Source organism: Micromonospora sp. NPDC093277, from assembly GCF_044765245.1.
Taxonomy (GTDB): Bacteria; Actinomycetota; Actinomycetes; order Mycobacteriales; family Micromonosporaceae; genus Micromonospora.
This window is the reverse complement of record NZ_JBIWJO010000004.1, coordinates 138,354-160,973: the sequence shown is the minus strand read 5'-3', so window position 1 is coordinate 160,973 and position 22,620 is coordinate 138,354. Positions and strand designations below refer to the sequence as shown.

The following is a 22,620-nucleotide window of genomic DNA, read 5'->3' as shown; positions in this document are numbered from 1 at the left end:
CCCGATGCGCCTCCACACCTACCTGTACGCCGCGGTGAGCAGCCGCCTGGCCGAGCTGCGGCGGGACACCGAGCGGGGCGACAGCCCGGTGCCGACCGCTGTGATCATCTTCGGCCTGGTCGCCGCCGCCATGGCGGTCACCGGGCTCGTCCTGGCCAAGGCCACCGACTGGATGGACGCCATTCCGGATCACGCGAAGGCACCGTGATGCCCTGCCCCACCCGTACGGGCCGGAGCCGGCCGGCATCCGCCGACCGGGTCACCGGCCTGCGCGGCCCGGGGCGGCTAACGGCGGTCGTCCGTGGCCGGCTCGCCGAGGGCGGGACGGAGCGGGGGGCCAACCCGGTCGAGCTGGCGGTGGTGATGCCGGCGATCCTGGTGCTGCTCTTCGGCTCGATCCAGCTCGCCGTCTGGTTCGTCGCCCGGTCCACCGCCCTCAACGCGGCGCAGAGCGGGGTCAACGCCCAGCGCGCGTTCCAGGCCCCGCCCGGCGCGGGCCGGGACCGGGCCACCAGCTTCCTGCACGCCGCCGGTGACTGGCTCGTCGACTGGCCGGCCCCCACCTGCACGACCACCGCCACCGAGGTCACCTGCACGGTCACCGGCCGCAGCCTGTCGGTGATCCCGGGGGTCCACTTCGCGGTCCGGCAGACCGCGCACGGACCGGTCGAACGCTGGACGACGGGGTGAGGCCGATGCGCGAACGGGGTTCCGTCTCGATCGAGGTCGCGGTGCTCGCCCCGGCCTTCATCGGCCTGATGGTGCTGGCCGGGGTGGCCGGGCGGACAGCCGTGGCCGCCGAGGCGGTGGAGTCGGCCGCACACGACGCCGCCCGGGCCGCCTCGATCGCTCGGGACGCGCGTACCGGCCGGGCCGCGGCCACCGACGCGGCCCGTCGACAGCTCGACTGGTCGGGGCTGAACTGCGCCGCCCCGCCGGCACTGGCCTTCCGCGGCTCGGTGGACGGGACGGCGACCACCTTCGCCAAGGCGTACGCCAGCGCACCCGGGGTGCCGGCGACCGTGACGGTCACGGTGACCTGCACGGTCTCCTTCGGCGACCTGAGAGCGCCGGGGCTGCCCGGGGTGCCGGGCAGCAAGACGGTCTCGGCGAACTTCACGTCCCCACTGGACAGCTACCGGAGCCGACGATGACCGGATGGCGCGCGCCGGAGAGCGGCCGGGTGAGTCTCTTCCTCGCGGTGGCGATGACCGGCGTACTCGCGATCATCGGCCTGGCGTACGACGGCGCCGGGCAGTTGCGGTCGTTGCAGCGCGCCGACAATCTCGCCGCCGAGGCGGCCCGCAGCGGTGGCCAGGTCATCGACCGGGCCAGGGCGATCGAGGGCGGCCCGAAGGAGATCGACGAGGCGGGTGCCCGCGCCGCGGTCGCCGACTATCTGCGCGCCGCCGGTGGCGTCAGCGGCCACCAGGTCAGCTTCCCGGTGGTCGACGGCGACAAGCAGATCCGGGTACGCGTCAGCGTCACCTACCGGCGGGACCTGCTCGGCCTCTTCGGCTTCAGGAACTCCGTCACCGTTACCGGTGAGGCCACCGCACGGGCGCTCACCGGGGCACCGTAGGAAGGGAAGCAGCGATGGCCGCACCCCGAAGTTCCGCCGTCCAGCGGGCCGGCCAGGTCCTCACCGGGTTCGGCGCACTCGTCGTCCTCTGCGCGGTGCTGGCCGGTGGGCCGATCGCCCTCCTCGCCTTCGCCGGCAACCCCCTCCCCGACCATCTGCCCACCCTCGTCGAGGTGGGTACGGCGCTGACCAGCCGCGACGACGGGCAACTCTTCCTGCGGGCGCTGGCCGTGGTCGGCTGGTTCGGTTGGGCGACGTTCGCGTTCTCCGTACTGGTGGAACTGCTGGCGGCGGCGCTGCGCCGGCCGGCGCCCCGGCTGCCCGGGATGGGCCGGCAGCAGCGGGCGGCGGCCGCGCTGGTCGGCTCGGTGGCGCTGATCCTGGCGGCGAGCCCGGTCGCCGCGAGCGCCGCCACCCTGGCCGCCCCGCACCCGGCCGCCGCGCCCATGGTCGGTGCGCCTGTGGTTGGGGCGCCTCTGGTCGCTGCTCCGGCGGTCGCTGCTCCGGCGGTCGCTGCTCCGGCGGTCGCTGCTCCGGCGGTCGCTGCTCCGGCGGTCGCTGCTCCGGCGGTCGCTGCTCCGGCGGCCCGGGTGGCGGCGCCACCGGTCCAGGCCGGATCACTGCCGATCCAGGCCGGTTCGTCGTCAGCGGCGGCGGCCGAGCCGGCCGTATACCGGGTGGCGAAGGGCGACTACCTCGGTGAGGTGGCCGAGCGCTATCTGGACGACTTCGAACGCTACCGGGAGGTGGCCCGGCTGAACCGGCTCGCCGACCCGGATCGGATCCACCCCGGCCAGCTGATCGAACTGCCCGAGGGGGCGGTGGACGACGGGGCTCGGCGGCACGCCACCGGACGACTGGTGGACACGCCGCAGACCCGTCCGGTGCCCGCCCCACGCACGCCGCCTGCCGGCCCGGTCACCCCCGGTGGCGCACCAGGCGCGACGGATCCGGACTCGACAGCTCCGGGCGCGACGGCACCGGGCGTGACGGTCCCCGGCGCGACGGTTCCGGGCGCGACGGTTCCGGGCGCGACGGTTCCGGGCGCGACGGTTCCGGGCGCGGTGGAGGCGATGGGGCCGGCTCCCACGCCGAGGCCGACCCTGCAGGCACCCTCGCCGAAGCCGTCCCCGCGATCTCCCACTGCGCAACCGTCCTCGCAGGCGTCGACGCCGATGCCGTCCTCACGGACTCCTACGCCGATGCCGTCGTCCCAGGTGACCGGCACGCCGGAGCCGTCCGCGGTGGTGGAACCGGCTGGGCCGCCGCCGGCGATGGCGGCCGGTGCGTCCCGGCCCATCGTCGAGGACCGGATCAACCGGCCGCTGGCGATCTCGGCGGTGCTGGCGGTGGCGAGCATCGTCGGCGCCCAGATCGGTGCCGTCCTGGGCCTTCGCCGACGCCGAACCCCCCAAGCGCTGTCGACCGGCCGCCACCGCAAGCCCTGATCACCGCCGATCTGCCCCGAAGCCGCAGCGCGGGGCGGGGCGGGGGAAGGGGTCAGGGGAGGCGGGCTTCCAGGCGACCGTTGACCACGCGGCTGGGCAGGATGACCTGGTCGTTTGCGGCCGGGCCGTGCACCACCTCGCCGCCGTTGAGGCGGAACGTGCTGCCGTGCCACGGGCACACCACGCAGTCGTGGCCGTCGACCTGCTGCACCTGGCCCTGGCCGAGCGGGCCGCTCTGGTGCGGGCAGCGCTCCAGCATCACCGTGACGTCGTCGCCGTGCCGGTAGAGGATCACCGACACCTCGTCGATCTCACGGGTGACGAGTTGCCGCTGCGGCAGCGTGGACATGTCTCCCAGCGGGTGCCAGCCCTCACTCATCAGGTGCATCTCGGAGATGCTCTGGCTGACCTGCGCCCCCTGCTTGTACGCGAGGTGCCCGCCCAGGTACGCCCCGCCGCTCGCCGCCGACAACCCGGCGTACGCGAGCGCCCGGCCCATTCCGTGTCGACCGTTCCACCGGGCGATCAGCGAGGCGGTGTAGCAGGTCAGGCCGATCACGTTCGCGGTGGCGTGCACCAGGCCGATCCGGCGCTGGTCGCGGGAGAGGGCGGCCCAGTCGTTGAGCCCGGCTACGGCGGCCGGGATGGCGGTTGCCGTACCGAGCCCGATCAGGGTGGTCGCGGCCCGGCGCTGCCCGGGCATCAGGTCCAGTACCGCGGCACTCATCCAGGCGCCGACGGGCACCTGCACCATCGCCGGGTGCAGTGGGTGCCCCAGCCAGACACCGTGCAGGAAGTCCCGGACCCGCTGGCCGCGCAGGGTGCCCTGGACGGCTCGCTGGAGCCGGTCGCCGATCCGGTCGAGCCGGGATGCCTGTTCGAGATTGTTCACAAGTCCGCGCACGGGTCCGCACTTCCCGGCAGGCGACCCGCCAAACCGGTCGGCCCCCACGATTCACCCCATCGGGTGCCTGCGGGCCGCCGCCCTGACCGAGGTCTTCGGCAGATTCTCCGGCGTCAGCTCAAGGCTCGCGCCCGATCCGGGCACTCGTTGCAGATCTTGGAGAGTTTCCGTCCGCTGTGGACGGAAACTCTCCAAGATCCGGACCCGCGGGCGTCCGCACGGGCAAGGAAATCACTCGCGTCGCGGGGCACCGCCCACCATCGTGACCAGCATGTACGCGCACGCCTCCCGTACCCCGTCTGCTGTCGCCGCGACCCGGCTGTTCGCCGTGCTGAGCCGCCCCGAGGCGGTGCCCCCGCCGCTGCTGATGCTGCTCGGGATGGTCTCCACCCAGGTCGGCGCGGCGGTGGCCAAGCAGCTCTTCACCACCACCAGCGCCGGGGGTACGACCACCCTGCGGCTCGGTCTGGGCGCGCTGGTCCTGCTGGTCGTGACCCGTCCGACCCGATGGCCCGGCTGGCGGGCGGCCGGCCTGATCGGGGCGTTCGGGGTGGCGATGGCCGCCATGAACCTCGCCTTCTACGCCGCGCTCCAGCGGGTGCCGCTCGGGGTGGCGGTCACGGTCGGCTTCGCCGGCCCGTTGCTGGTGTCGCTGCTGGGCAGCCGCCGGGTGGTCGACGTGCTCTGGGCGCTGCTGGCCGGGGCGGGCGTCCTGCTCCTGGCCGGGCTCGGCGGGATCGGGGTGGATCCGCTGGGCCTGCTGCTCTGCGCGCTGATCGCGCTCGGCTGGGCCGGGTACGTGCTGCTCGGCAAGGCGATGAGCGGGCACGTGCCGGGCAGCCGGGGGCTGGCGCTGGGCATGGCGGTGGGCGCGGTCTGCGTACTCCCGTTCGGGGTGGCGTCCGGCGGCGCGGAACTGCTCGATCCTCGCATCCTGGTGCTCGGGCTGGGGGTGGCGCTGCTGTCGTCGGTGCTGCCTTACTCGGCGGAGTTGGCCGCGCTGCGCCGGATGCCGGCGCGGGTCTTCGCGGTGCTGCTCAGCCTGGAGCCGGCGGTGGCCGCGCTGGTGGGTGCGCTGCTGCTCGGCGAGTTGCTGGCCTGGCCGCAGCTGCTCGGCGTGGCCTGCGTGGTGGGGGCGGCCCTCGGCGCCACCCTGGCCCGCCGGGCCTGAACGCTCACCGGTCCGAGCGCACACCAGCGTCCGCGCGTTCACCGCGTCCGACGGCTCACCGGCGTCCGCGCTGTCACCGGGCGCGGGCCCAGGTGAGGAAGCGGTCGATCAGGTCCGCCGGTGCGGCATGCCCGTTGAGCTGCGACAGCTGCGCGCCGGCCTCGGCCATCAGGAGGCTCAGATAGACCAGCAGCGCGGTTCGGTCCGCCCGATATTCGACCAGCAGGGCGAGCCGGGCCGGCTGGCAGGGCCAGTCCGTGCCGCAGTTCCGGCACCGCCACAGTGGACGCATCGGCAGGTGGGGCCGGGACGCCCGGCTCATCGCGCGCAACCGTTTCGCCGCCACCCGCCGGCCCGCCACCGCTGCGCTGGCGTGAGGTTGCCGGCGCGCCCCGGCCCGTCGGTGGGGAAGACGTCCGTCGGTTGGCTCGCCCACGCCGGCTGCTCGTTCTTGACAATCCACTGCCGGGGTACGCGCGGCGCCGTGTCAGGCCGCTGCCGCCAGAACCGGATGCGCATGTCTCTCCTCTCGGTCACCGGTGAGTGGGGCCGCCCCGGCGTCGTTGGCGGGGCGGCCCCGGCGCTGACGCTGGCCGCCGGGCTCCTTCACCTCCACCGGCCGCGCCGCCCTGCACGACACCCTGTCGAGGGTGGGCGGACAAGCACACCGCGTAGCGATATGGTCGGTAGATATTTGAGACGTCCAATGGGGAGGGACCGTGAACGACGCGCTACGGGTGGCGCTCGACGAGACCGGGTACACCACCGAGTCGCTTGCCGAACGGGTGGGCGTGGACCCGAAAACGGTGGGTCGCTGGCTGAGCGAGAATCGGATCCCGCATGGCAGGCATCGGGTGGCGGCGGCGGAGGCGCTCGGCCGGGACGTCGGGGACATTTGGCCGGACACTTCGAGACGTCGTGACCCGGTCTGGTTCCGTCCCTGGCAGGAGATCGAGCGCGAGGCGGTGGCGCTGCGCTCTTTTCAGTCCGTGGTGCTGCCTGGCCTGTTGCAGACCGAGGCGTATGCCCGGGCGGTGCTCACCGGGGCCGGCACGCTCCCCCGAGCCGACATCGAGCGGCACGTCACGACCCGGCTCACCCGGCAGGGCGTGCTGCGGCGCGACGACCCGCCCCAGCTCACCGCCGTGATCGACGAGGGGATCCTCCGCCGGCCCGTCGGCGGCCGGGAGACCATGCGCGATCAGCTGCTTTCCCTGGTGACCGCCTGCGCGGAGCCGCACATCCGGGTGCACGTCGTGCCGTCCTCGGTCGGCGCCTACGCCGGCCTGAACGGCCCGTTCGTGCTCGCCACCTGCCCCGACCACCGGCTCGCCGGCTACCTCGACAACCAGCTCGAAGGACAAGTGGTTAGCGACGTCGATGACCTCGCGGCAATAATGGCCGCTTGGGAGAACGTGCGCGGCGAGGCGCTCTCCCACTGGCAGTCGGTCGATCTCATCAGGGAAGTGGCGGAGACATGGAGTTGACGAACGCCCGGTGGCGCAAGAGCAGCCGCAGCAGCGGCAACGGCGGCGATTGCGTCGAGGTCGCCGACAACCTCCCCGGCCTGGTCGCCGTCCGCGACTCCAAGGACCCGACCGGCCCCACCCTCACCTTCGCCCCCACCGTCTGGCGCGCCTTCCTCACCCAGCCGCCCACCCGCGCCTGACGCATCCACCGCTCGTTCGCAGATCTTGGACAGTTGCCGTTCCCGGCGGACGGCAACTGTCCAAGATCCGGAGTCGGCCCGCGGAAACCTGCTTCCGCGCGGCACCCAACCCGCCGCACACCGTCAAGTAGCGGCACCCCACCCACCGCATCCGCCGCCCGCCAGTGGGCCGCCCCGCCCGCGCGGCACCGGCGCCGATCCCTGGCGCTCCGGGCGCCGTCGAGGGCATGCTGACCCGATGGGGGTACGCGTCGAGCACGCCGGGCCGGTGACCACGGTGATCATGGACCGGCCGGAGGCCCGGAACGCCGTCGACGGCCCGACCGCGCGAGCCCTCGCGGACGCTTTCCGCGCCTTCGAGGCCGACCCGGACGCGGCGGTCGCCGTGCTGTGGGGCGCCGGCGGCACGTTCTGCTCCGGCGCCGACCTCAAGGCCATCGGTACGCCGCGCGGCAACCGGGTCGAACCGGAGGGCGACGGCCCGATGGGGCCGACCCGGATGCGCCTGTCCAAGCCGGTGCTCGCCGCGATATCCGGGTACGCCGTGGCTGGCGGCCTCGAACTCGCGCTCTGGTGCGACCTGCGGATCGCCGAGTCGGACGCGACGCTCGGCGTGTTCTGCCGCCGCTGGGGCGTACCGCTGATCGACGGCGGAACGGTCCGGCTGCCCCGGCTGATCGGCGAGAGCCGGGCCATGGACCTGATCCTCACCGGCCGTCCGGTCCCCGCCGCCGAGGCGTACGCGATGGGCCTGGTCAACCGGCTGGTCGCGCCGGGTACGGCCCGGGCGGAGGCCGAGCGGCTGGCCGCCGAGATCGCCCGGCATCCGCAGACCTGCCTGCGCAACGATCGGGCGGCGCTGCTCGCCAACGCCGGACTGCCCGAGCCGGAGGCGATGGCCACCGAGCTGGCCTTCGGCATGGAGTCCCTGATCACCGACGGGATGAGGGGCGCGAGCCGGTTCACCGCCGGCGCAGGCCGCCACGGCGGCGCGCCCGAATAACGGGGCGAGGCGGGGAAGGCCGGCTGTCAGCCAGTGATCTTCGCCAGCGCACGCAGCCCGGCGACCACGTCGGCACCGGTTACGGGGTTGTCGGGGTCGGAGAGCGTCTGCATGATCACGCCGGACATCAGCGCGAGCTGGACCATGCCGAGAGTGCGTACGGACCGTTCCGGCACCTCGGTCTCGGGGACGCTCTCCAGGATCGCCGCCATGCCGCTGCGTCCCTGCCGCATGCCCTCGCTGAGCTGAGGCAGCAGGTCGGGCTGCCGCTGCGCCCGCAGGAACAGGTCGATGGAGACGAGCCACATCTTCGGGTGGGCGTGGGCCTGCGCGAGGAGTTCGTCCCACATTCGCTCGTACGCCTCAGCGGGGTTCGTGCCGGGCTCGTCGGCGGGGACGAGTGCACGCCCGGCGACGTCACCCCACTCGTCGAGGATCGAGAACAGGGCCTGGAACAGCAGGTTCTCCCGCGAGCCGAAGTGGTAGCCGATCGCGGCCATGCTGACGCCCGCAGTGGTGGCGATGTCGCGCACGGTGGTGCGGTCGAAGCCCTTGTCGAGCAGGCAGGTCCTGGCCCCGGCGAGGAGCGCTTCGCGGTTTCCCATGGCCAGCAGGGTAGCAATCCCTGGAGCAACCGTCTCAGGCAATCGTCTCAGGCAAACGTCTTGCGCGATCGCCCAAATTTGATCTACGGTTTCCCGGCACGACTACTTCCGGTCCCCGTCCACCACAGGAGAGCCACCATGGACACCCCCGGTCGATTTCGAAAGCGCACCCTCGGGTGCCTTGCCGCCGCCGCGTTCGCCGCCGCCGCGATCTGCGCGGCCCCGCCCGCCACCGCCACCCCCGGCGACCCCGCCGTCGTCACCACGGACAAGGGCGGCGTGCGCGGCACCGTCCACGGTGGCCTTCGCTCCTTCCAGGGCATCCCGTACGCCGCGCCGCCGGGCCGCTGGACCTCACCCGAGCCCACCGCGCCCTGGTCCGGCGTACGCGACGCCACCCGCCCGGGCCCGGCCTGCGCGCAGCCGGCCGGCCTGCCCGTCGGCGTACCCGGCGAGGCGGAGGACTGCCTGCACCTGAACGTCACCACGCCCGGCCGCAAGGGCGACGACCTGCCAGTGATCGTGTGGATCCACGGCGGCAGCATGATGTTCGGCACCGGCGACATGTACGGGCCGGACCGCCTCGCCGCCAACGCGGTCGTGGTGTCGATGAACTACCGCCTCGGCGTCATGGCGTTCCTCACCCACCCGTCGCTCGACGCCGGCTCGGCGAACGGCTCGGGCAGCTTCGCCCTCGAAGACCAGCAGGCCGCGCTGCGCTGGGTGCGTGCCAACATCGACCGGTTCGGCGGCGACGCCGGCAACGTCACGATCATGGGCCAGTCCGGCGGCGGGTACGCGGTCTGTGACCATCTCGCCTCACCGATGTCGGCGGGCCTGTTCGACCGCGCGATCATCCAGAGCGCACCCTGCGCCACCGGCGGCTCCCGCACCCGCGCCGAGGCGGAGGCCGACAGCGCCGGCGTGATCAAGGCCGTCGGCTGCGACGACGCCGCCGACGTGGCCGCCTGCCTGCGGTCGTCCGAGACCACCGTGGCCGAGCTGCTGGCCGCGTACGGGCCGTGGGCCGAGCCGCGCCCGGTATCCGGCACGCCGCTACTGCCGCTGAGCCCGGCGGAGGCGTTCCGCGCCGGCCGGTTCCACCGCGTCCCCGTGCTCGTCGGGGTGAACCACGACGAGGAGAACGGCCGGTACGCCGGGCTGGAGATCGGCCCGGGTGGGACGCCCATCCCGGCGGAGGCGTACGAACCGACGCTCCGTGAGCAGTACGGCGCCGACGCCGACGCGGTCCTGGCCCACTATCCCCTGTCCGACCACGACAACTCCGCCGGGCTGGCCCTGTCGACGATCGGGACCGACCGGAACTGGGCGAAGCCGACCTACGACACCGCGAAGCTGCTGTCGAGGTGGACGACGACGTACATGTTCGAGTTCGCCGAGGAGAAGACGCCGTGGTTCGTGGGCTACGACGAGCCGAGCTTCCCGTGGCGGGCGCAGCACATGGCCGAGCTGGCGTACCTGTTCGACCTGGACCTCTTCGTGCCGCGGACGCGACAGCAGGACCGGCTCGCCGACCAGATGATCGGCGGGTGGACCCGGTTCGCGGAGGGCGGCAACCCGAACGGCGGCGGGGACGGCGGCTGGCAGCGGTTCACCGACCAGCGCCCGCACGTGCAGTCGCTGACCTCGGGGCGCTGGCAGGCGACCGAGTTCGTCCGCGACCATCAGTACGCGTTCTGGTCCAGCCTGAGCTGACCCGGTACGCCACACCGGGCGGCCCCGGCGCGCACGCGCCGGGGCCGTTCCGCGGGCCGGTGAACGCCCAGCCTTCACGGCGTACCCGGGCGGTGGCGAGACTCCAGGCGACCGTCAGGCCATCTGCCGCGAACCTGCTAGCGCAGGCTGCGCAGCGCGTCCTCGATGGCCCGGTGGAACGTCGGGTACGCGTAGATCATGTGCCGGAGCTGGCTGATCGGGACCGCCGCGTGCACCGCCACCACCAGCCCGGACAGCACCTCGCCACCGGCCGGGCCGGCCGAGGTGGCGCCGATCAGCACGCCCTGGTCGGCGTCGGCGATCAGCTTGATGAAGCCCGCGTTGCCGGCCTTGTGGATCCAGCCCCGGGCGGAGGCGGTCAGGTCCGCGTACCCGACCTGGACGTTGACGCCGCGCTCGCGGGCCTGCCGTTCGGTGAGGCCGACCGCGCCGACCTCGGGGTCGGTGAAGGTGACCCGGGGCAGCGCGCGGTAGTCGGCGTACGGGACGCTGCCCGGCGCGGCGGTCGACCCGCCGGCGCTCATCGCCCCGCCGACCGCGCTGACCACCCCGGCCGCGCCACCGACGACGCTGGCGGTGCCGCTGGCGTCCGGGCCGCCCTTCATCCGTCGCATGTGGTCGAGCACGTCGGCGACGACGATCGCCGCCTGGTACATGGCGATGTGGGTGAACGCGCCCTCGCCGGTCAGGTCGCCGACCGCCCAGATCCCCTCGGTGACGTGCATCCGCGCGTTGACCGGCAGGTAACGCTGGGCGGCGTCCACGCCGACGGTGTCCAGCCCCAACTCCTCCAGGTGCGCCTTGCGGCCGGTCACCACCAGCAGTTGCTCGCCGGTGAACTCGGCACCGTCGGCGCGCACGGTGAACTGGCCGCCGTCATGGTCGACCCGCCCGGCCCGTACGCCGGTGTGGATCTCCACCCCGTCGGCGCGCAGCGCCTGCGCGGCCACCTCGGACGCCTCCGGCTCCTCGATGGCGAGCACCCGGTCGGCCGCCTCGATCACCGTCACCTGGACACCGAACCTGGCGAAGACCTGGGCCAACTCCAGCCCGATCGCGCCCCCGCCCAGCACCAGCAGGGACTCCGGCAGCTCCTCGACCTCGATCGCCTGATGGTTCGTCCAGTACGGGGTGTCGGCCAGGCCGTCGATCGGCGGGACCGAGGGGCGGGTGCCGGTGCCCAGCACGATCCCGTACCGGGCCTGGAAGACCTGCTCGCCGACGCGTACCCGGTCCGGGCCGTCGAGCCGGCCGCTGCCCCGGACGAACCGGCCGCCCTTGCCGGTGAACCGCTCGACCGCCACCCGATCGTCCCAGGTGTCGGTGGCCTCCTCGCGGATCCGCTTCGCCACCGGCGCCCAGTCCGGTTGGACCTGCGCGGAACCGGCGAGCACACTGACGCGTTGCGCCTCGGCCAGCGCGTTCGCCGCCCGGATCATCATCTTGCTCGGTACGCAGCCCCAGTAGGGGCACTCGCCGCCGACCAGGTCCCGCTCGATCCCGACGACGGTGAGGCCGGCCTCGGCGAGCCGCCCGGCCACCTCCTCGCCGCCGACGCCGAGCCCGACCACGATTACGTCCACCAGTTCTGGCTCCGCCATCCCGCCAGCATTCCGCACCCCGGCATCGGCCGCGACCCGGCCGCGCCGGAATTCCCGAGCCGGCCACCGGACCGACCGCCTACCGTGGCCCGACGAGTAAGGAAGAAGGGGCCCTTATCCAACGCTAGGCGTTAACAAGAGGCCCTTCCTTTCCCGCGACCGGGGTGCCGGCCGGGGTGAGCAGCGAGCGCGCGGCGACCGCCAGCCGCCGCCGCCCGGATACGCGGGCCCGCCGCACGAAGACGTCGTAGTGCTGGGCGGCCACCTCGTCGAGGATCCCGCCGTAGAGCACGTACGCGGTGCGCATGCAGGACTGCGAGGCGGCGGTGAGTAGTGGGACACCCGGCGCGGCGGCCGCGTAGTGGGCCCGGGCACGGGTCACCTCGTACTCGACCAGCTCGCGGATCTTCGGAGTGGCGTGCCCGGCCGCCCGGGCCGCGTACAGGTCGTCCCGGGTGACGTCGAACCGGGCCAGGTCCTCGTCGGGCAGGTAGGTCCGCCCCCGGCCCAGGTCCTCGGCGACGTCCCGGATGAAGTTGGTGAGCTGGAACGCCAGGCCGAGCTGGCGGGCCGGCTCGCGGGCGGCGGCCGGGTCGGAGCTGCCCAGGATCGGCAGCATCATGGTGCCGATGACGGCGGCCGAGCCCTCCATGTAGTCGAGCAGGTCGGCGTAGGTCGGGTAGGACGCCACCGTCAGGTCCATCGCCATGCTGCCCAGGAACGACGTGAAGTCGGCGTGGTCCAGGTCGAAGACGGCGATGGTGTGCAGCACCGCCGGGAGCAGTGGGTCGTCGACCGGCTCACCCCGCAGCCCGGCGGCGAAGCGGGCGGACCACTCCCGTAGCTGGTCGGCGCGCTCGTCCGGCGGCAACTCCTCGGTCCGGTCGACGATCTCGTCGGCGTAGCGAGTGAATCCGTACAACGCGTGGACATGCCGCCGTTTCCATGCGGGCAGCAGACTGGTGGCGAGATAGTAGGTCCGGCCGTGGCGTCGGTGCAGCTCGCGGCAGCGGTCGTAGGCAGCCGTGAGATCGGTGTCCACCGACCCTCCCCCAGATTCGACGCAAAAATCGACGCAACTCGTACCCTAAGGTACGCTCGCCGCGTGGCCAACGGCGCGGTCACGGCCGAGGCGTTCCGCGCCGCGCGGCCTCGGTAAGGGAGGTGGTCCCGTGCGGATCGTGACCGGACGCACGGACCGGGTGGTCGTCGTCGGCGCCGGCCTTGGCGGGTTGGCCTGCGCGCTGCACCTGGCCGGCAGTGGCCGGCAGGTGACCGTCCTGGAACGGGAGGCGGTGCCGGGCGGGCGGGCCGGCCGGCTCAGCGTCGACGGGTACGAGTTCGACACCGGCCCCACCGTGCTCACCATGCCCGACCTGATCGCCGAGGCGCTCGGCGCGGTCGGCGAGGAGCTGACCGACTGGCTCGACCTGACCCCGCTGGACCCGGCGTACCGGGCGTACTACCCGGACGGGTCGACGCTGGACGTGATCACGGACACCACCCGGATGGCGGCCGAGATCGCCCGGGTCTGCGGCCCCCGCGAGGCCGACGGCTACCTGCGGTTCGTCGACTACGCCCGCGACCTGTGGCGGTGGGAGCGGGCCGACTTCATCGAACGCAACCTGGACGCGCCGACCGACCTGCTCACCGCCAACCTGGTGAAGCTGCTGGCCAACGGGGCGTTCCGGCGACTCCAGACGAAGATCAACCAGTTCTTCCACGACCCACGTACCCAGCGGATCTTCTCCTTCCAGGCCATGTACGCCGGCCTCGCGCCGCACGACGCGCTCGCCATCTACGCGGTCATCGCGTACCTCGACTCGGTGGCCGGGGTGTCCTTTCCGCGCGGCGGCGTCCACGCGGTCTCCCGGGCGATGGCCGGCGCGGCCGAGAAGCACGGTGTGCAGCTCCGGTACGGCACCACGGTGACCCGGGTGGAGACGGCCAACGGCCGGGCCACCGGCGTGGTGACCGCCGACGGCGAGTTCGTCCCCGCGGACGTCGTGGTGCTCAACCCGGACCTGCCGGTCGCCTACCGCGACCTGCTCCCCGCCGGCCGGCAGCGCCGGCTCACCTACTCGCCCTCCTGCGTGGTGCTGCACGTCGGGTCGACGCAGGGCTACACCCGGATCGCCCACCACAACATCCACTTCGGGCGGTCCTGGCGGGGCACGTTCGACCAGGTGATCCGGCGCGGCGAGCTGATGACCGACCCGTCGCTGCTGGTGACGAACCCAAGCCGGACCGACCCCGCGGTGGCCCCGGCCGGGCGGCACACCTACTACGTGCTCGCCCCGGTGCCGAACCTCGACCGGGCACCGTTGCCCTGGCGGGGCGACCTGACCCGCCGCTACGCCGACCAGCTCGTCGAGACGCTGGAGGAGCGGGGCTACGTCGGCTTCGGCGACGGCGTCGAGGTGCTGCGTACGGTCACCCCGGCCGACTGGGCGGAGCAGGGCATGGCCGCAGGCACCCCGTTCGCCGCCGCGCACAACTTCTGGCAGACCGGACCGTTCCGCCCGTCGAACCTGCACCGGGCGCTCGGCAACGTGGTCTTCGTCGGCTCCGGCACGCAGCCGGGGGTGGGCGTACCGATGGTGTTGATCAGCGGCAAGCTGGCCGCCTCGCGGATCACCGGGGCCACCCGGTGAGCGCCGCGTTCGCAAAGGAAGGGCCCGTGCCGTGACCTCCCGTGAAGCGCACCTGGTCGAGCTGGTCGACGACGCCGGGCAGGCGATCGGCGCGGACACCGTGGCCTCCGCCCACCAGCCGCCGGGCCGGCTGCACCGCGCGTTCTCGGTGCTGCTGGTCGACCCGGACGGGCGGATCCTGCTCCAGCAGCGGGCCGCCGTGAAGACCCGCTTCCCGCTGCGCTGGGCCAACTCCTGCTGCGGCCACCCGCTGCCGGGCCAGCCCCTGGCCGAGGCCGCCAACCGCCGGCTGGCCGAGGAACTGGGCGTCGCGCCCGTCGACCTCACCGAGGTCGGGGTCCACCTCTACCAGGCCGAAGACCCGACCACCGGCCGCGTCGAGTTCGAGTACGACCACGTCCTGCGCGCCGACGTGCCGGCCGACCTGCCCACCCGTCCCGATCCGGCCGAGATCGCCACCCTGCGCTGGGTCGACCCGCACGAGCTCGCGGCCGACCTCGACGTCACCCCCCAGGCGTACGCGCCGTGGCTGAGCGGGGTGGTGGACCGGCTGCTGCGTCCCACAGCCCCCACCGCCGACGGACCCGGCGCGAACTCGGCGGGCCCGACCGCGGGCGGCACGGCCCCGGGCGCGGCCGGCGGCGCAGCCTCGTCCGGCGGCGCAGTCTTGTCCGGCGGGCCGGCCGATGGGGCTCCGGAGCGGTCGGGTGGCCGATGAGGCGCTGAGCGCGGGTGTCGTCGCGCGGACGCTGGGCGTCGCGGTCACCACGCTGCGTACCTGGCACCAGCGCTACGGACTCGGGCCCAGCGAGCACGTACCGGGGCACCACCGGCGCTACACCTCGACCGACCTCTCCCGCCTGGAGATCATGCGGCGGCTCACCGCGGAAGGGGTGAACCCGGCGGAGGCCGCCCGCTGGGCCCGCCGGGCGCCGGCGCTGACCCCACCCGAACATGCCGATCGCTCGACCCGGCCGGACGGGACCCGGGCCGGCGGCGGGACGACCATCCCGGTCGGCCGGGCCGGACCGGTCGCCCGCGGGCTGGCCCGCGCCGCGATGCGGCTCGACTCGGCGGCCATCGGCGAGACGATCGCACACGCTCTCGCCACCGACGGCGTGGTGACGACCTGGGACACGCTGCTCCGGCCGGTGCTCGCCGGGATCGGCGAACGGCACGCCGTCACCGCCGGGCTGATCGAGGTGGAACATCTGCTGTCCCGGTGCGTGTCCGAGGCGTTCACCGCGATGACCCGGGTGCACCCGGCCACCGGTCCGGCCCGGATCCTGCTCTCCTGCGCCGACGAGGAGCAGCACACGCTGCCGTTGGACGCGCTGGGCGCCGCCCTCGCCGAGGTGGGCGTGGGCTGTCGCATACTGGGCGCGCGGGTGCCCGTGCCGGCCCTGGTCGAGGCGGTCACCCGGACCGGACCGGCGGCCGTCGTACTCTGGTCGCACACCCGGGCGACCGCCGACCCGGATCAGCTCTCCACGCTGCTCGCCGCCCCCCACCGGCCCCTGCTGGTGCTCGCCGCCGGGCCGGGTTGGCGGGCCGACACGCTGCCGGTCGGCGTGGTCCGTCCGGTGGATCTCGCCGAGGCGGTCTCGCTGGCGGTGGCCGTACGCGAATCGCAGGACCGCTTGCCGATGTCCTGACCACCTCTCCCACTTTTGACCCACTTCGGCTACGGTCGGAGGTCCGCGTAACCCCGACCCCCTCTCGGGAGCGACGATGCGTTCACGCGCCGTGCTGGCGCTCGCCCTTGGCCTGGTGCTGTTGGTCACCGGCTGTGGCGGACCCGGCAAGACCCCACCCCGGGCGGCCGGCCAACCTGCCTCCGGCTCGCCCACCCCGGAGCCGACGCCGACGCCCACCCCGCAGCCCAGCCGGACCACGCCGCCGCCGAAACCGAAGCTGCGGCCGCTGCCGAAGACCCTCCCCGCCGGGCTGCACCGCCGCAGCGGTGACCATGCGGTGGCGCTGACCTTCGACGACGGCCCGGATCCGCGGTGGACGCCGCAGATCCTCGACCAGCTGCGGGCAGCCCACGTCACCGCGACGTTCTGCCTGATCGGCAAGCAGGCCGAGCGCTACCCGGAGCTGGTGGCGCGGATCGCCCGGGAGGGCCACCAGCTCTGCAACCACAGCTGGCGGCACGACCTCAACCTCGGCCGGCGGCCGGTGGCGGACATCAAGGCCGACCTGACACGGACGAACCGGGCGATCCGCGCCGCCGTGCCGAACGCCAAGATCACCTGGTTCCGTCAGCCCGGCGGCCGATGGACGGGGGAGGATGTGGCGGTGGCGCGCGAGCTCGGCATGCGCCCGCTGCACTGGACCGTCGACCCGCAGGACTGGAACCACCCCAACGCGAAGACGATCATCAAGCGGGTGGAGGCGGCGGCCCGCCCTGGCTCGATCGTGCTGATGCACGACGGGGGCGGTGACCGGAAGCAGACCATGGCCGCCTGCCGGCAACTGATTCCCGACCTGAAGAAGCGGTACGGGATCTCCCCGCTCCCCTGACCGGCCCACTGACCTGCGGTTTCGCCCGGTGATTGGAGCAGGGGGATACCGGTTTGGTCGACCGCCGGGGCATGGCATATGCTTCTCATGCCTCCGGCGGGGCCGGATGGGAGCAAGTCCGCCAGAACTTGCGATGTGCAATGATGGCGGGGCCGCCCTCATCGTCTAGCGGCCCAGGACGCCGCCCTTTCAAGGCGGTAGCACGGGTTCGAATCCCGTTGGGGGCACGGTCCGGCTCAGCCGGATGCAACACCAGCCAGGTCCTGTGGAGCAGTTGGAGTGCTCGCCGCCCTGTCAAGGCGGAGGTCGCGGGTTCAAGTCCCGTCAGGACCGCAAGCGCTGACGCCGCGCACTACGCGCGGCGTTCTGCGTATCGGCCCGTGCGGTAGCATGAGCCGAGCACCACGGCCAGGTAGCTCAGTTGGTACGAGCGTCCGACTGAAAATCGGAAGGTCGGCGGTTCGACCCCGCCCCTGGCCACATAGCCTTTCGCCGGGCTACAGAGATCCCCACCAGCGGAAACGCCGGTGGGGATCTTGCTGTATATGCCCCGGCCGCCCCACCACCCTTGTTGATCAAGGAGCTTGCGTCTGAAAATCGGCGTGATCCGGACGCAAAGTTCTTGATCAACCGGGCTGGGCGGGAGCCATCCCTATCGATGACGGGTAGGCGTCGGTTTGCCGGCTGCACCGGGGGGCAGCAGCCGGTATGGTCCGGCCTATGGGACAGGAGATGGTCGATCCGGATGAGGTCCGCCAGGAATTCGATCGCTTCTCCCTCCGTAGCATGCTCTTCGTCCCTGCCTCCGCCGAGCGGGCGTTCGCCGTCTTCACCGGCTCGCTGGCCGACTGGTGGGTACGCGAATACACCTGGTCCGGGCCAGCGGCGCTGGCCTGTCTGGGGGTCGAGCCCCGGGCCGGCGGAATGTTCTACGAGATCGGCCCGTACGGCTTCCGCAGCGACTGGGGCCGGGTGCTGACCTGGGACCCGCCCCGCCGGCTCGTCTTCAGTTGGCAGATCGGGCCGGACCGGGTGCCGGTGCCGGACCCGGCGCAGGCCAGCGAGGTGGAGGTGCTCTTCCTATCCGAGGGGTCGGAGCGCACCCGGGTCGAGGTCGAGCACCGGTACTTCGACCGGCACGGCGCGGCCGCCGAGGGCTACCGCAAGGCGCTCACCGCCGGCTGGCACGAGCTCCTCTGCCGCTACCTCGCCACGGTCGCCCGCAGTCGCTGAGCGGCGGCAAACCGGCGATCGCGCCGCCCGGCCTCAACCACCGGGATGGAGGAGTCATCGCTCGATGTCCCGTGCCGCGGCGCCGCGCCCGGTGACTGTGGTGCCGCCCAGGTGGGCCCGACGGCCCGCCGCCACCCCGGAGCCGAAGCCGGTGCCGGCGAGCCGGCGGGGCGGCGCGGTACGCAGCCGTGGATACACGTCGGCGAGCCGGCGCTGGACCCGGTCGGAGCGGTTGGCCAGCACCAGCGCCGTCGAGGGTGCGCCGGCTCCGGCGACCGCGTCGGCCTCGGCCACGCGCAGCCGGTCCGCCACGGTGTGGGCGAAGCCGGCCAGCCAGCTACGACGGAACGCGGCCGGATGCTCCCCGGCCGGTACAGGTACGCCGGCCAGCCCGTGCGCGGCCTGCACCAGCAGCGAGGTGAACAGCAGCTCGACGCGTTCCAGGTCGCTGGCGAAGCCGAACAGGTGCATCGCGAAGCCGGTGCCCTCCCGGCGGCGTACGCAGCGGCAGCGCAGCGGGTCGGCGACCGCCGCGAGCAGGCCGGCCTTGTCCCGGGCGTACGGAGCGACCACCTCGACGATCCGGTCGCCGACCGGGTCGGTGGCCGGTTCGCGGGCGGCCAGCAGCGCCCGGTCAACGCCGTAGCGGGCGATCAGCTCGGTCGCCTTGGCCATGAAGGCCGCCGACTCGGCGGGTGTGCAGGCCGGGTCCTCGGCCTGCGCGAGCAGCTTGCGGACCTTGCTCAGCATCGCCTCGGACATGCTCCAGAGCTACCACAGCCCGGATCCGTCGCGGCGCTCAGCTCGCCCGGCTGCGCAGCGTCGCCACCGTCGACCCGGCGAGGGTGAGCAGGCAGTCCGGCAGCAGCCCATCGGCCGCCGCGGCCCCGAAGAGGGCCTCACCCGTGTCGGCGTCGTCGTTGGCGTACGCGCTGACGAAGCGGGCCACCCAGCGGGTGTCGTAGTCGGCTCGGTCGATGTCGGGGAAGTCCAGGGCGCAGCCGCCGGCCGGAGCGTCGTCACCGAGCATGGTGGCGGCCAGGCACCACGCCACCCCGTACGCCCCGGCGAGGCCGGACCGGTCCACCACGGCGTCGAAGGCGCCCACCACCGCGTCCCCGTCGCCGGCCAGGGCCGAGCGGAGCACGGCGGTCGCGTCGTCCAGCGTCTGCTGTGCTACGTCGGTCACCTGCCGAACAGTAGGACGGAGGGTCAAGCCGTGACCCCGAAACAGCCCACCCGTCACGCTGGGTGATATCCGCAGTCAAGCTCCTGACGGAGCGCCATCCACGGTCCCGCCACCGGCAGCGGCACGCTAATGTGCGCAGCGGACCTTCGGCGGAGGAAGGACGACCATGCCCAAGTTTCGCGCGTCGCGCGCAGCCATCGCTGCGGCCGGCGCGGTGCTCCTGCTCGCTACCAGCGCCTGCGGGGGCGACCAGCCCGAGGAGGCGACCACCGACACCCAGGTGCGCCTCTACGGCACCGATGGCAACATGGCGAACTCGTTTGCCGAGAAACTTGCGGGCCGCGCCAGCCTGGTCAACGGCATGAAGGGAACCATGCCGATGACCGCGCTGCAGGAGAACTTCACGGAACGACTCCGCAGCGTAGATCCCAAGTTGACGGACTACACCTACGCCGGTGAGACGTACGACGCGATGGTGATCGGCGCCCTGGCCGCCCAGCTCGCCGGCACCACCGACCCGGCCGCCATCGCCAAGCAGATCGTCGGGGTGACCACCGACGGTGAGCGCTGCCAGGACCCGGCGTCCTGCCTGCAGCTGGCCCGGCAGGGGCGGGACATCGAGTACCGCGGGGTGTCGGTGACCCGGTCCGGGTTCACCGACGCCGGAGAGCCGTCCACGGCCAGCTACGCCACCGTGCACTTCGACCACGAGAAGCTCGACGACGGCAAGACCGAATTCGTCGGCGCCGGTGAGGAGTCGGCGGCGAGCACCGAGACGCCGCCCCCGGCGAAGAAGCAACGCGCCGGTGACAAGGCCGCGGACGCCCCGCTGGTCTTCGGCGGGCTGCTGCCGATGACCGGTGACCTTTCGCTGCTCTACCCGTCGATGGGGGCCGCCGCGGCGCTCGCGATCAAGGAGATCAACGCGGCCGGCGGCGTGCTCGGCAAGCCGGCCGTCTGGATCGAGGGCGACGACGGCACCAGCCCGGAGGTCGCCAAGGCCACGGTCGCCTCGCACGTGCAGAGGGGCGTGCACGTCATCATCGGCGCGGGTGCCTCGGGCGTCACCCGCGCGGTCCTGCCGGACGTGGTCGCCGCAGGCCGGGTGCTCTTCTCCCCGTCCAACACGGACGCCGGGCTCAGCAAGGTGGAGGACAACGGTCTCTACTTCCGCACCGCGCCCCCGGACACTCTCCAGGGCCGGGCGCTGGCCGACGTGATCGTGCGCGACGGCCCGCACAAGATCGCCATCGTGGCCCGCAAGGACTCCTACGGCGAGGGCCTCCAGGAGAACGTCCGCGTCGAGCTGGAACGGGTCGGCTTCGGCGCCGACCGGGTCAAGCTGCTCGCCTACGAGCCGCCGGCCGACCCGCAGACCCCGGTGGACTTCTCCGCCGGCGCCAAGGAGATAAAGGACTACGGGGCGGATGCCGTCCTCATCATCGGTTTCGCGGAGTCCGCGCACGTGATCACCGCGCTGGCCGACGCCGGAACACAGCTCCGGCAATGAACCGACGACGAGGGCCGCACCCGGGTGAACGGGTGCGGCCCTCGTCCTTTTCGGCCCGGTCAGCGGGGCCGGCGCCGCTCCAGGAACTCGGTCATCCGCCGGTGCTTCTCCTCGTCCTCGAAGAGCACCGCCTGGCTGAGCAGGTCGAGCTGCGGGTGGGCGGCGGGCGGGGCGTCCACGGCCAGTTTGGTCAGCCGCACGGCCAGCGCCGAGCCCTTGGCGATCTCGTCGAGCAGACCGTGCGCGGCGGGCAGCAGCTCCGCCGGCTCCGCCACCACCCGGTTGACCAAGCCGATCCGCAGCGCCTCGTCGGCGTCCACCCGGCGGCCGGTGAAGAGCAGTTCCTTGGCCCGGGCCTCGCCGACCAGCGCCGGCAACCGGTAGGTCGCGCCCGCGCCGGCGAGGATGCCCAACCGCACCTCGGGCTGGCCGAACACCGCACGCGACGTGCATACCCGCAGGTCGCAGGCGTACGCCAGCTCGGCGCCGCCGCCCAGCGCCGGGCCGTCCACGGCGGCCACGGTCGGCATCGGCAGTGCCCGGATCCGGGCGAAGGCGGCCTGGTTGATCGCGGCCAGCGCGTCCAGCCGACCGCGCTCGCGGAGCTGGCCGATGTCCGCCCCGCCGGCGAAGACTCCCTCCGCCCCGCCGGTGAGCAGCAGCAGCCGGGGCCGCGCCTCCAGCTCGGCGCAGACGGCATGCAGCTCGGCGATCAGGTCGGCGTCGATGGCGTTGCGCTTCTCCGGCCGGTCCAGCGTGACCACCAGCCGGTCCGGCAGCTCCTCGACCCGCAAACCGGTCACTGCTTGACCCCGCCTTCCCAGGTGTAGAAGCCCTGACCGGACTTCTTGCCGAGCTTCCCCTCGGCGACCATCTGCTCCAGCAGCGGGGGCGGCGCGAACCGGTCCCCGTACGCGGCCTGGAGGGTGCGGGCGATGTCGAGTCGGACGTCCAGCCCGACCAGGTCGGTCAGCTCCAGCGGGCCGACCGGGTGCCGGTAGCCGAGCACCATCGCCTTGTCGATGTCGCCGGGGCTGGCCACCCCGTCGGCGACCATCCGGATCGCCTCCAGACCGAGGGTGACCCCGAGCCGGGAGGTGGCGAAGCCGGGCATGTCGCGTACGACGACGGGATCCTTGCCCAGCCGGCCGGCGAGCGCGACGGCCGCCTCGGTGGTCTCCGGCGCGGTGGCCGGACCGACCACGATCTCCAGCAGCGCCATCGCCCAGACCGGGTTGAAGAAGTGCAGCCCGACGAAGTCGGCGGGCCGCGCCAGCCCCTCGGCCAGTTCGGCGATCGGGATGCTGGAGGTGTTGCTGCCGAGCAGGGCGGGACGCCGCGCCTCGGCCTCCAGCAGCACCGAACGCTTGAGGTCGAGCCGCTCGGGGACCGCCTCCACGATCACGTCGGCCCCCTCGGCAACCTGGGCCAGCCCGGCCCGCAGGGTGACCCGCTCCCGGTTCGCCGCCGCCTCCTCGACGGTCAGCTTGCCGCGCTGCACCCCGCGCTCCCACAGCTCACCGAGGCGCCGTACGGCGGCGTCGCCGCGCGCCGGGTCCACCTCGACCAGTTCGACCGCGTACCCGGCGCCGGCCGCCACGTACGCGATGCCGAGGCCCATGGTGCCGGCCCCGACGACCACAAAACGACCACTCATGACGTCCCCTCGCCGCGTGCGGTGGCGCACGGGGTCTCCGCCGCGCCCGGCCGCCCGCTCCGCTCGTTCCTGGATGCGACCCTATGCAGGGCCGACCGGAGTGGCGTGCGTGGGGGCGCGGCGCACCGGGT

Annotated in this window: 25 protein-coding genes and 3 tRNA genes; 19 read left to right on the top strand and 9 right to left on the bottom strand. The window is 73.3% G+C overall.

Going from position 1 to position 22,620, the window contains the following annotated elements:
* Window positions 1-4: 4 nt before the first annotated feature.
* Genes ACIRG9_RS11015 through ACIRG9_RS10995 form a run of 5 tightly spaced genes read left to right on the top strand, consistent with a single transcriptional unit; the run spans window position 5 to window position 3,030 of the window.
* Entirely contained in the window at window positions 5-208 is a 204-nt protein-coding gene (locus tag ACIRG9_RS11015) for a hypothetical protein (RefSeq protein WP_402853490.1), read from the top strand.
* Window positions 208-690, top strand: a complete 483-nt coding sequence (locus ACIRG9_RS11010; protein WP_402853487.1) for a TadE family protein — start codon at window positions 208-210, stop codon at window positions 688-690. Before ACIRG9_RS11015 ends, ACIRG9_RS11010 begins: the two co-directional genes overlap by 1 nt.
* Before the next feature lie 5 nt (window positions 691-695).
* On the top strand, window positions 696-1,154 hold the full coding sequence (locus tag ACIRG9_RS11005; RefSeq protein ID WP_402853484.1) for a TadE/TadG family type IV pilus assembly protein: 459 nt from the start codon (window positions 696-698) through the stop codon (window positions 1,152-1,154).
* Window positions 1,151-1,582 carry a pilus assembly protein TadG-related protein gene (locus ACIRG9_RS11000; protein WP_402853481.1) on the top strand — a complete coding sequence of 144 codons (432 nt, stop codon included), beginning with the start codon at window positions 1,151-1,153 and terminating at the stop codon, window positions 1,580-1,582. The genes ACIRG9_RS11005 and ACIRG9_RS11000 overlap by 4 nt, the downstream gene beginning before the upstream one ends.
* A 14-nt stretch (window positions 1,583-1,596) precedes the next feature.
* Window positions 1,597-3,030: a LysM peptidoglycan-binding domain-containing protein gene (locus ACIRG9_RS10995; RefSeq protein WP_402853478.1), complete on the top strand. Its 1,434-nt coding sequence runs from the start codon at window positions 1,597-1,599 to the stop codon at window positions 3,028-3,030.
* 52 nt (window positions 3,031-3,082) lie between these two features.
* Here the strand turns inward: ACIRG9_RS10995 and ACIRG9_RS10990 are convergent, their stop codons facing one another.
* Window positions 3,083-3,934 carry a Rieske 2Fe-2S domain-containing protein gene (locus ACIRG9_RS10990; RefSeq protein WP_402853476.1) on the bottom strand — a complete coding sequence of 284 codons (852 nt, stop codon included), beginning with the start codon at window positions 3,932-3,934 and terminating at the stop codon, window positions 3,083-3,085.
* A 271-nt stretch (window positions 3,935-4,205) separates the two neighbouring features.
* Between ACIRG9_RS10990 and ACIRG9_RS10985 the strand changes: the two genes are divergently transcribed.
* Window positions 4,206-5,105, top strand: coding sequence for an EamA family transporter (locus ACIRG9_RS10985; protein ID WP_402853473.1), 900 nt, complete (start codon window positions 4,206-4,208; stop codon window positions 5,103-5,105).
* Between the two features lie 73 nt (window positions 5,106-5,178).
* Here ACIRG9_RS10985 and ACIRG9_RS10980 read toward each other — a convergent pair whose 3' ends face one another.
* On the bottom strand, window positions 5,179-5,427 hold the full coding sequence (locus ACIRG9_RS10980) for a flavin reductase (RefSeq protein WP_402853471.1): 249 nt from the start codon (window positions 5,425-5,427) through the stop codon (window positions 5,179-5,181).
* A gap of 397 nt (window positions 5,428-5,824) precedes the next feature.
* On the opposite strand from ACIRG9_RS10980, the gene ACIRG9_RS10975 reads away from it, so the two are divergent.
* From ACIRG9_RS10975 to ACIRG9_RS10965, 3 genes are all read left to right on the top strand, one after another.
* A complete protein-coding gene (locus tag ACIRG9_RS10975) occupies window positions 5,825-6,592 on the top strand; it encodes a Scr1 family TA system antitoxin-like transcriptional regulator (RefSeq protein WP_402853469.1) in 768 nt (255 codons plus the stop codon).
* Window positions 6,583-6,774, top strand: a complete 192-nt coding sequence (locus tag ACIRG9_RS10970) for a DUF397 domain-containing protein (protein WP_402853466.1) — start codon at window positions 6,583-6,585, stop codon at window positions 6,772-6,774. The genes ACIRG9_RS10975 and ACIRG9_RS10970 overlap by 10 nt, the downstream gene beginning before the upstream one ends.
* Window positions 6,775-7,012: 238 nt before the next feature.
* On the top strand, window positions 7,013-7,777 hold the full coding sequence (locus ACIRG9_RS10965) for a crotonase/enoyl-CoA hydratase family protein (protein ID WP_402853464.1): 765 nt from the start codon (window positions 7,013-7,015) through the stop codon (window positions 7,775-7,777).
* Between the two features lie 26 nt (window positions 7,778-7,803).
* On the opposite strand, the gene ACIRG9_RS10960 is transcribed toward ACIRG9_RS10965, so the two are convergent.
* A complete protein-coding gene (locus ACIRG9_RS10960; RefSeq protein WP_402853461.1) occupies window positions 7,804-8,382 on the bottom strand; it encodes a TetR/AcrR family transcriptional regulator in 579 nt (192 codons plus the stop codon).
* 138 nt (window positions 8,383-8,520) lie between these two features.
* Between ACIRG9_RS10960 and ACIRG9_RS10955 the strand changes: the two genes are divergently transcribed.
* Window positions 8,521-10,098, top strand: a complete 1,578-nt coding sequence (locus ACIRG9_RS10955; RefSeq protein WP_402853458.1) for a carboxylesterase/lipase family protein — start codon at window positions 8,521-8,523, stop codon at window positions 10,096-10,098.
* Window positions 10,099-10,235: 137 nt separating this feature from the next.
* Here ACIRG9_RS10955 and ACIRG9_RS10950 read toward each other — a convergent pair whose 3' ends face one another.
* Window positions 10,236-11,720 (bottom strand): dihydrolipoyl dehydrogenase family protein, encoded by a 1,485-nt coding sequence (locus tag ACIRG9_RS10950; RefSeq protein ID WP_402853455.1) that lies wholly within the window; start codon window positions 11,718-11,720, stop codon window positions 10,236-10,238.
* 124 nt (window positions 11,721-11,844) lie between these two features.
* On the bottom strand, window positions 11,845-12,762 hold the full coding sequence (locus ACIRG9_RS10945; RefSeq protein WP_402853452.1) for a phytoene/squalene synthase family protein: 918 nt from the start codon (window positions 12,760-12,762) through the stop codon (window positions 11,845-11,847).
* A gap of 130 nt (window positions 12,763-12,892) precedes the next feature.
* On the opposite strand from ACIRG9_RS10945, the gene crtI reads away from it, so the two are divergent.
* From crtI to ACIRG9_RS10905, 8 genes are all read left to right on the top strand, one after another.
* On the top strand, window positions 12,893-14,374 hold the full coding sequence (gene crtI / locus ACIRG9_RS10940) for a phytoene desaturase family protein (RefSeq protein WP_402853449.1): 1,482 nt from the start codon (window positions 12,893-12,895) through the stop codon (window positions 14,372-14,374).
* A gap of 31 nt (window positions 14,375-14,405) precedes the next feature.
* Window positions 14,406-15,092, top strand: a complete 687-nt coding sequence (idi, locus tag ACIRG9_RS10935; protein ID WP_402853447.1) for an isopentenyl-diphosphate Delta-isomerase — start codon at window positions 14,406-14,408, stop codon at window positions 15,090-15,092.
* Window positions 15,082-16,029 (top strand): MerR family transcriptional regulator, encoded by a 948-nt coding sequence (locus ACIRG9_RS10930; protein WP_402853444.1) that lies wholly within the window; start codon window positions 15,082-15,084, stop codon window positions 16,027-16,029. Before idi ends, ACIRG9_RS10930 begins: the two co-directional genes overlap by 11 nt.
* Before the next feature lie 76 nt (window positions 16,030-16,105).
* On the top strand, window positions 16,106-16,900 hold the full coding sequence (locus ACIRG9_RS10925) for a polysaccharide deacetylase family protein (RefSeq protein WP_402853441.1): 795 nt from the start codon (window positions 16,106-16,108) through the stop codon (window positions 16,898-16,900).
* A 154-nt stretch (window positions 16,901-17,054) separates the two neighbouring features.
* Window positions 17,055-17,127: transfer RNA gene (locus tag ACIRG9_RS10920), tRNA-Glu, on the top strand.
* A 32-nt stretch (window positions 17,128-17,159) separates the two neighbouring features.
* A tRNA-Asp gene (locus ACIRG9_RS10915) sits at window positions 17,160-17,233 on the top strand.
* Between the two features lie 73 nt (window positions 17,234-17,306).
* Window positions 17,307-17,380: transfer RNA gene (locus tag ACIRG9_RS10910), tRNA-Phe, on the top strand.
* Window positions 17,381-17,620: 240 nt separating this feature from the next.
* On the top strand, window positions 17,621-18,133 hold the full coding sequence (locus tag ACIRG9_RS10905) for an SRPBCC family protein (protein ID WP_402853438.1): 513 nt from the start codon (window positions 17,621-17,623) through the stop codon (window positions 18,131-18,133).
* Window positions 18,134-18,187: 54 nt separating this feature from the next.
* Here ACIRG9_RS10905 and ACIRG9_RS10900 read toward each other — a convergent pair whose 3' ends face one another.
* Window positions 18,188-18,895 carry a DUF2786 domain-containing protein gene (locus tag ACIRG9_RS10900; RefSeq protein ID WP_402853435.1) on the bottom strand — a complete coding sequence of 236 codons (708 nt, stop codon included), beginning with the start codon at window positions 18,893-18,895 and terminating at the stop codon, window positions 18,188-18,190.
* 37 nt (window positions 18,896-18,932) lie between these two features.
* The gene (locus tag ACIRG9_RS10895) at window positions 18,933-19,322 is read right to left on the bottom strand and encodes a hypothetical protein (RefSeq protein WP_402853432.1); all 390 of its coding nucleotides are present in this window, start codon (window positions 19,320-19,322) and stop codon (window positions 18,933-18,935) included.
* Window positions 19,323-19,488: 166 nt separating this feature from the next.
* Here ACIRG9_RS10895 and ACIRG9_RS10890 point away from each other — a divergent pair, with 166 nt between their 5' ends.
* Entirely contained in the window at window positions 19,489-20,832 is a 1,344-nt protein-coding gene (locus ACIRG9_RS10890) for an ABC transporter substrate-binding protein (RefSeq protein ID WP_402853429.1), read from the top strand.
* A 59-nt stretch (window positions 20,833-20,891) separates the two neighbouring features.
* Here the strand turns inward: ACIRG9_RS10890 and ACIRG9_RS10885 are convergent, their stop codons facing one another.
* Window positions 20,892-21,635 (bottom strand): enoyl-CoA hydratase/isomerase family protein, encoded by a 744-nt coding sequence (locus ACIRG9_RS10885; RefSeq protein ID WP_402853426.1) that lies wholly within the window; start codon window positions 21,633-21,635, stop codon window positions 20,892-20,894.
* Window positions 21,632-22,489, bottom strand: coding sequence for a 3-hydroxyacyl-CoA dehydrogenase family protein (locus tag ACIRG9_RS10880; RefSeq protein ID WP_402853423.1), 858 nt, complete (start codon window positions 22,487-22,489; stop codon window positions 21,632-21,634). The genes ACIRG9_RS10885 and ACIRG9_RS10880 overlap by 4 nt, the downstream gene beginning before the upstream one ends.
* Window positions 22,490-22,620 lie beyond the last annotated feature (131 nt).